The organism is Streptomyces sp. NPDC055078 (genome assembly GCF_053607985.1).
In genome coordinates, this window is sequence record NZ_JBSGUP010000194.1 from 1 (window position 1) to 5,831 (window position 5,831).

The 5,831-nt window shown below is 70.9% G+C and carries 7 protein-coding genes; 1 reads left to right on the forward strand and 6 read right to left on the reverse strand.

Annotated features, from left to right (window positions below; translation table 11 throughout):
• From ACWF94_RS18150 to ACWF94_RS18175, 6 genes are all read right to left on the reverse strand, one after another.
• On the reverse strand, positions 1-442 hold a 442-nt coding region (locus ACWF94_RS18150; protein ID WP_453488778.1), incomplete at its 3' end, for a hypothetical protein.
• An 8-nt stretch (positions 443-450) separates the two neighbouring features.
• Entirely contained in the window at positions 451-744 is a 294-nt protein-coding gene (locus tag ACWF94_RS18155; protein ID WP_453488781.1) for a hypothetical protein, read from the reverse strand.
• A 138-nt stretch (positions 745-882) separates the two neighbouring features.
• Positions 883-1,455 carry a phage tail tube protein gene (locus ACWF94_RS18160; RefSeq protein ID WP_453488784.1) on the reverse strand — a complete coding sequence of 191 codons (573 nt, stop codon included), beginning with the start codon at positions 1,453-1,455 and terminating at the stop codon, positions 883-885.
• 29 nt (positions 1,456-1,484) lie between these two features.
• A complete protein-coding gene (locus ACWF94_RS18165; protein WP_453488787.1) occupies positions 1,485-1,892 on the reverse strand; it encodes a hypothetical protein in 408 nt (135 codons plus the stop codon).
• Positions 1,893-2,525: 633 nt separating this feature from the next.
• Positions 2,526-4,241 (reverse strand): bifunctional 3'-5' exonuclease/DNA polymerase, encoded by a 1,716-nt coding sequence (locus tag ACWF94_RS18170; RefSeq protein WP_453488790.1) that lies wholly within the window; start codon positions 4,239-4,241, stop codon positions 2,526-2,528.
• A 120-nt stretch (positions 4,242-4,361) separates the two neighbouring features.
• A complete protein-coding gene (locus ACWF94_RS18175; RefSeq protein ID WP_453488793.1) occupies positions 4,362-4,919 on the reverse strand; it encodes a sugar O-acetyltransferase in 558 nt (185 codons plus the stop codon).
• Between the two features lie 106 nt (positions 4,920-5,025).
• On the opposite strand from ACWF94_RS18175, the gene ACWF94_RS18180 reads away from it, so the two are divergent.
• Complete coding sequence (locus tag ACWF94_RS18180; protein WP_453488806.1) at positions 5,026-5,679, forward strand: lipoprotein; 654 nt, start codon at positions 5,026-5,028, stop codon at positions 5,677-5,679.
• Positions 5,680-5,831: the final 152 nt, after the last annotated feature.

Genomic DNA, 5,831 nt, shown 5'->3' on the forward strand with positions numbered 1-5,831 from the left:
GCCCATGGGGCCCCTCGGCCGGGCCGGGTCCGCCGCGCGCACTGTGCCCGTGCCCGCTGTGCCCGTGCCCGCTGTGCCCGTCCGCCCAGCCGGGTTCGCCGGGTCCGTCGGGGCCGCCGGCGGTCCCCTCGTCAAGGCCCGGTCTCGGCACCGGTTGAGGCGCTTCCGGCGCGGAGGAGTCCTCGTCGCGGTTGACGGAGGCGAACATCCAGTTGGCGATGGCCAGATGGTCGACCACGGCCGCCAGCAGATGGTCGGTGAGCGACCACTGCGCCGCCTCGCCCTCCCGCGCCTGGGCGAAGGCGCTGTCGCGGGGCAGCTGGCGCACCAGCACCGACAGCCGCCGTGAGGACAGCTCACCGCGATACCAGGCCAGCAGATCGACCCCGTAGTAGCGCAGCAGATCCGCCTCCAGCGCCTCGGCGTACTCCTCCACGAGCACGCCGAGGCTCAGCCTTCCCCCACGCCCAGGCCCGTCTCCTCTCCATAGGCGGTGAGGATCGCGGAGATGTCCTGGACGCTCAGCTCGTGCTCGCACAGCCGCTTGTACTGGTCGTCGCCGAGCAGCAGCGCGAGCAGACCGTCCAGGTCGCTGTCGTCGAGCGCGGAGAGGGTGCTCGCGGCACGGCGCGGGATCTCGGTGGGCAGGTGGAAGGTCTCCCCGTCCAGCTCGAACTCCCAGGTCAGACCGAGGGCTTCGAGGCGTTGGGCGCGAGCTGCGTTTACATTGAACTTGGCGGGCATGGCGGTCGCGGTCTCCTTGATCTGCTGTGTGCCGTCTGCCGGCCGCTGCCGGCGGATCCGCCGCCGGGTTCCGGGGCGCCGGTGGGCCGGGTGCCGGTGGCTCCGGTGGCCGGCGGATCGGCTGCGCGCGGCGGAGGACTACTTGACGTAGGCGGGGTCGTTCATGAGCCAGACGGCGAGCGGCGCGGTGTTGTCTATCGCGAGCGCCGTGAAGGTGAGGCCGAGCTTGACGGCGGCGGTACGGGTGAGCTGGAGCTCCTCGGTCTCGGTGACCTGGCCGCGCGGGACGATGAAGCGGTAGCGGATGGCGTCGCCGTCGTTGAACTCGATGCCGAGCATCCGCTCGTCCTCCGCGGGCTCCGCCGCCAGCTCGTAGCGGTACAGCTTCGATCCCGCCGCGGTCTCCTTGACCTCGGAGCCGCCGAAGAAGAACGGCAGGGTGTCCTCATTGAGCTGGAGGAGGGCGAATTTGACGGTCAGATCGCGGTCGGAGTAGACGAACCTGGCCGGGCTCACGGACTGCCAGGTGTCCACCGGGTCGATCTTGTCCTTCTTGTTGAACCGGATGCCGTCGGTCGTGGTGTAACCGAGGTCGCGCCAGGCGGGTGCCCAGGCGGTGGCGGTGTCGGCCGGCACGGTGGTGCCGAGCGGGGCGGTCAGAATGCGGCCGGTACCGGCCACGCGAATCTCACTCGGGTTCATTCCGGGCATGTGCGGACTCCGTCCTCGGGATTCCGGTCTCAGGCGGGGCGGATCGAGAGCCGGGTGGTGGCGAGATAGCGGCTCGCCGCCTGGCGGTTGTAGTCGGGCAGCCAGCGCGGGCCGTCCATTTCGGCGGCGTCGGTGACGACCGCCGAGCCGTACTTCGTGCCCCGCACGGTCAGCAGCGCGGTACGGGCGGCTATGGCCACCAGATGCGCGGAGGGCTTGTCGGGGCCATAGCTCTCCAGATCGATCAGCGGCTGGTCGAGATGGAGGTCGTCGACCCAGGCGCCGCCCGCCCGGGAGACCAGGACGACCTTCTGGGTGCCGTCGAAGCCGGGCGGGGTGCGGTTGTCGACCACGATGCCCGCCAGCTCGGGGCGGGTCTTCAGATGGTCGACCACCAGGCGCTCGACATCGGGGAAGGGAATCGGCGGGGTGCTCATGCGCTCGCTCCCCACCCGGCGCGCAAGGCCGATCCATGGATATCCGGTGGATTCCCGCCGGTAGGACCGGAAAGGGCGGTGGGACCCGAAAACCTGAAACGGCCGGAAGGACCAGAAGGGCCGGAAGAGCTGGAAGGACCGGAAATGCCGGGGATAGCGAGGATGGCGGGGATAGCGGAAAGGCCGGGGAGTGACATGTCCCCGGGAGACATGTCGGCGACAGACGGGCCGGACGGATTCAGGTCGGACAGATTCATGATCAAGAAATCCCCCAATTTCCTTGTCCCTGTGGAATGAATACGCCTCCCGAGGCGGAGTAGTTCCTTCCGCCCCAGCTATTTCAAGCCATCTCACGCGCCCCAGAAGAACCGGGCCGAACGCTCGTCGAAGACCCCTCCGACCTCGGGTGTTCCGGGACTCGGGGATCCCGGGCCCGGAGTCTTCCGAGTCCCCGGGCCTTCAGCCCCCCTGCCCCCTGCCTCCCGGTGCGCCTCCGCCCCCCGCCTTCCGCTATACCCCGGCCCCCGGGCTCCCCTGCCTCCTGCTGGGCTCCCCTCGGCGCCCCGGGCTCCCTCGAGGTCCGCCCGAGGTCCGCCCGAGGCCCCCGTGCTCCCGACTCCTTTCAGCGCAGGGTCACTTGGCGTCGGCGTAGCACTCCACCACCGCCGTCGTGAACGGAAACCGCACCGGCGTCTGGCCGAAAGCGACGTGCCCCGCCACTTCCCCCGCCTCGCGGATCGCCCGCACCACCGACTCCGCCTCCTCCCGGGGGCAGTGCACGATCACCTCGTCGTGCTGGAAGAACACCAGCTCCGCACGCATCCCCGTCAGCGCCTGGCGCAGGGCGGCGAGCAGCAGCAGCGCCCAGTCGGCCGCGCTGCCCTGAACCACGAAATTACGGGTGAACCGGCCCCTCGCCCGCGCGTCCGCCGACGCGTACCCCGGCGTGAACCCGCCCTCCCGCCCGGCTGGTTCGGTGAGTCCCGCGGCCTCGTCCGGTTCGACGGGGCCGTCCTGCGGGATGCCCGCCTCGCCGTCCTCCTCCGCACCCGCAGCCCGCGGGCTGGTGCGCCCCAGCCAGGTGCGGACGAGACGGCCTTCCTCGCCCGCCCGCGCCGCGTCGTCGACGTACGCGACCGCGGCGGGAAATCTGCGCCGCAGAGCCGCCAGATTCTTCAGGCCGTCGCCCGACGTCTGGCCGTAGACCGCGCCCAGCAGCGCCAGCTTGGCGTGCTCGCGGTCGCCCGCGAAGGCCCGGTCGGACAGCACGGAGTACAGGTCGCGCTCATGCGCGGCGACCTCCATCAGGCCGGGGTCGCGCGAGATCGCCGCCAGCACCCGGGGCTCCATCTGGTCGGCGTCGGCGACCACCAGCCGCCACCCCTCGTCCGCGACCACAGCCCGCCGGATCACCTTCGGGATCTGCAGCGCCCCGCCGCCGTTGGTCGTCCACCGGCCGGAGACCGTCCCGCCGGGCAGATACCCGGGTCTGAAGCGCCCGTCCCGCACCCAGTCCTGGAGCCAGCTCCAGCCGTGCGCCACCCAGATCCGGTACAGCTTCTTGTACTCGACCAGAGGCTTCACCGCCGGATGGTCGATCTCCTCCAGCTCCCAGCGGCGCGTGGAACGCACCCGGATACCGGCGCCCGCGAACGCCTTGACCACCTCCGCGGGCAGATCCGGCCGTATCCGCCGCCCGAACGCCACAGACACCTCGTCCGCCAGCTCCGCCAGCCGCCGCGGCTCGCCTCTTCCCGCATAGCGCTCGCCCAGCAACTCGCGCAGCACCTCGCGGTGGACATCGGCCCGCCACGGCAGCCCCGCGCGGTTCATCTCCGAGGCCACCAGCATCCCCGCCGACTCGGCGGCCGTCAGCAGCCGCAGCCGCCCGGGGTGCTCGGCCGCGTCGTGCCGCCGCAGCTGCTCCCCGTACACCTCCAGCAGGGATTCCAGCGGGACGGGCGCCGGCTGCGGCTCGAACAGCGAGGACTGCGACCCCGGCTCGGCCGGTCTCTGCGGAGGATCGGGCGGTACGGGGCCGTGGTGCAGCCGCGCCAGGGCCGCCGCCGCCGAACGGGGCTCCCCGAGCCGCCCCTCGTGGCCGAGCAGCAACTGCTCGGCGCCCTCGATGTCGTAGCACCGCTCGACCCGGACCCCGGCCGCCAGCAGCCGTGGGTAGATCTCCGCCGTCGAACGCCACACCCACCGCTCGACCTCCGGCCGCGAGCGGACGGCCCCGACCAGGTCCGGCTCCGTCAGAACGGGGCCCGCAGGCAGGCCGTCGGGGCGGAGGGGGACGAGCCGTGCCCCGTCACCCTCCGCCGCCGCCAGAGCCCATCGCCCGCCCATGCATCCGAGTCTGGCACCCAGGTCTGACAACGACCCCTGAGCCACACCGCCCCCACACACCTCACCCGCCCCAGTGTGCCGCGATACGCCCCGCGCCTCGTCCGCCCCAGCCCCGCCCCCTCAGTCCAGCTTCCGGATCACCCGGGCCGGATTCCCCACCGCCAGTACCCCGGCCGGTAGATCCTTGGTGACGACAGCCCCCGCCCCGACGACCGTGTTCTCGCCGATCGTCACCCCGGGGCAGACGATCACCCCGCCGCCCAGCCAGACGTTGTCGCCGATGGAGATGGGCTGGGCCTTCTCCCACCCCGCGCGACGGCGCTCGGTGTCCAGTTCATGGTTCGGGGTCAGCAGCTGGACATTCGGGCCGATCTGGACATCGGCTCCGATCGTGATGGGTGCCGCATCCGCAAAAACCGCGTTGAAGTTCACGAATGTGCGGTCCCCGATGGAGATGTAGGTGCCATAGTCGCACTGGAACGGCGGCCGAATACGTACGTTCTCGCCCACCGACCCTAGCAATTCAGCCAGAATGGCGTCCCGCGCGTCGGCGGGCGCCCCGCCGTTCGCGTTGTACGCGGCGCACAACTCGAAGCGCCGTTGGGTGCCCGAGGCAAGCTCCGGATCGTCGGGGAGATACCACTCACCGGCCAGCATCCGGTCCTTGTTCTCAGCCATTCCCGAACCTCCCACCTCTCAGATGACACTTATGTCTCTCTAGGATCAGCCACGTCTGTCGGACTGACCAAGGGTGGGATACATGGCACGGGGTGTGCGTAGAGGTGTGCGAGGCGTGGGCGCGGGACTGGTGCCGGCCGCGCTGCTGGCGGGCGTGCTGACCGGGTGTTCGGCTCTGACGACAGAGGCGACGAGGGACAGTTCGGCGAAGAACCCGTCGGGTGGCGAGAGCGCCCGGAGCGACAAGCCCGGGAACGGCGAGAACGTCGCGGCCAAGGGCGGCACGATCGGCGCCCAGGGCTCGCCCTGCTCCCTGCCCGTCACCTTCGATCTCGCCGAGGACTGGACGGCGCAGGCGGTCACGGAGGACACGGAGTTCGGCCTGACCGAGAACGGCCCTGTCACCCTCGTCTGTGAGATCGACGCCAAACCGGCCGGAAACATCGGTTTTCTCCGCGTCTGGGTCGGTGGCCGGGCGGGCGACGACGCGCGCGCGGCGCTGGACGGGTTCCTCGCCGAGAACGCCAAGAACAAGACGGATGTCGTCTACGCCAAGGGCAAGGCGGGCCCGTTCGAAGCGATCGAGGTGAGCTACCTCAACACCAGCGAGATCCTGGACGCTCCCAAGAAGGAGCGGTCGATCGCCTTCTCGACGGCGAAGGGCGTGGTCGTCCTGGATCTTGGCGGTCTCGACTCCGAGGAGCACGAACAGATGCTGCCGGCGTACGAGCTGGCGAAGAGGAGTGTGGCGGCTGTGTGAGCCACAGCGGCCCGATCGCGCCGCGCTGGCCGAGAATCGCCCCGGGGTCCTGCCCTCCCGGGGCGCTTCTGTGTCCGGCCGCGAGGAGGGGGTCGCTGCGCCGACGAGGGGGCTACGCGACCCGAGGGGGTGCCGTGTCGTTCCTCAGGAGT